The sequence below is a fragment of the Kitasatospora sp. NPDC056138 genome, from assembly GCF_042264695.1.
Classification (GTDB): Bacteria; Actinomycetota; Actinomycetes; order Streptomycetales; family Streptomycetaceae; genus Kitasatospora.
Genome location: NZ_JBHJVK010000165.1, coordinates 1 through 1,505, shown reverse-complemented (window position 1 = coordinate 1,505; position 1,505 = coordinate 1). Strand labels below are relative to the sequence as shown.

The following is a 1,505-nucleotide window of genomic DNA, read 5'->3' as shown; positions in this document are numbered from 1 at the left end:
CAGGAGGATTCCCAATGACGCTGTCAAGCTGTCTTGAGGGGCTCTCGGGAGCTGTCTCACGCCGCAGCGGCAGCTGGCTCGGGTGGCCGGGCATCGAAGGTGCGATGGTCGCGTATGAGGGCCCAGAGCACGTTGAGACGGCGCCTGGCGAGCGCCAAGACGGCCTGCTTGTGGCTCTTCCCCTGGTCGCGCTTGCGCGTGTAGAACGCCTTGGAGACGGGGCAGTGGATGGCGGCGACCTGGGCGGAGAGGTAGAACATCCGCAGCAAGCGCCGACTGTAGCGGCGCGGGCGTTGAAGGTTGCCGCTGACCTTGCCCGAGTCGCGTGGCACCGGCGCGAGGCCGGCGACGCCAGCCAGGCGGTCGGGGCTGCCGAAGGCAGCCATGTTGCCGCCGGTGGCGGCGATGAACTCGGCACCGAGCATGTCGCCGATGCCGGGCATGCTGGTGATCACCTCGGCGTCGCGGTGCTCGCGAAACCGGCCCTCGATCAGGGCCTCCAGCTCGGAAATCTCCTGATCGAGGGCCATCACCTCCCTGGCCAGGGTATGGACCACCTTCGCGGCGGTCTTCTCCCCCGGGACGACGGTGTGTTGGGCCTCGGCGGCGGTGACCGCGGCATCGGCCGCGCTCTTGGCGATGGTGGCCGTGCGGACGCCGTGGTTCTTGAGCCAGGTCGCCAGCCGGGCCCGGCCTATGCGTCGCAGCGCGCCCGGCGTTTGGTAGCCGGTCAGCAGGACCAGGGCGCTTTTGGAGGTGCTGTAGTCGAAGGCCCGCTCCAGGGCCGGGAAGTACTCCAGCAGCTGGGCGCGCAGCCGGTTGATCGCGCGGGTGCGATCAGCGGACAGGTCCATGCGGCGGGCGGTCAGGATCCGCAGGTCCACGGCGATCTCGCTGGTCTGCTCCAACGGTTGCAGGTCGCGGCGCATGCGGGCGGTGTCGGCGATGACGAAGGCGTCCTTCGCGTCCGTCTTCCCGCTGCCACGGTAAGCGGCCGAGGCGTAGTGCACGGTCCGGCCGGGGATGTAGAGCAGTCTTTGCCCGTGCCCGACCAGGAGCGCAATCCACAATGCGGCCCCGCCGGCGTTCAGGTCCACCGCCCAGGTCACCGGGCAATCGTTGGCCAACTCCACTACGTTGCCGAACAGTTCAAGCAGCTCGGTCTCGTTGTTCGGCACCCGCCGGGAGAGCACCGTCTTCCCGTCAGTGTCGATCACCGTGCAGTGATGCTCGGCCTTGCCCGCGTCCGTCCCCGCCCACAGTTCGGGCACCTGGTCCTCCTCGCTCGGAGTGCATGTTCACGATCCCAGCAGACGACCTCGCCGACGTTTCCATACGAGCGATTCAGTTCGCGCATCCCAATCAGTGGCCGAGTCGTCGCGGGGTGCCGGGCGGCCAATCCTCCTCAGCCACAACATCGGCTAACACATGACAGCCACGCCCAGCACCCCTGGGCGTCCCGATCTTACGAATGATCCGAACAACCCATGAAGAAGGGTATGGAA

At 67.6% G+C, this 1,505-nt stretch carries 1 protein-coding gene; it reads right to left on the bottom strand.

Features of this window, described 5'->3' with window-relative positions; translation table 11 throughout:
- Nucleotides 1-56: 56 nt before the first annotated feature.
- A complete protein-coding gene (locus tag ACFC1R_RS38775; RefSeq protein WP_375946423.1) occupies nucleotides 57-1,271 on the bottom strand; it encodes an IS110 family transposase in 1,215 nt (404 codons plus the stop codon).
- Nucleotides 1,272-1,505 lie beyond the last annotated feature (234 nt).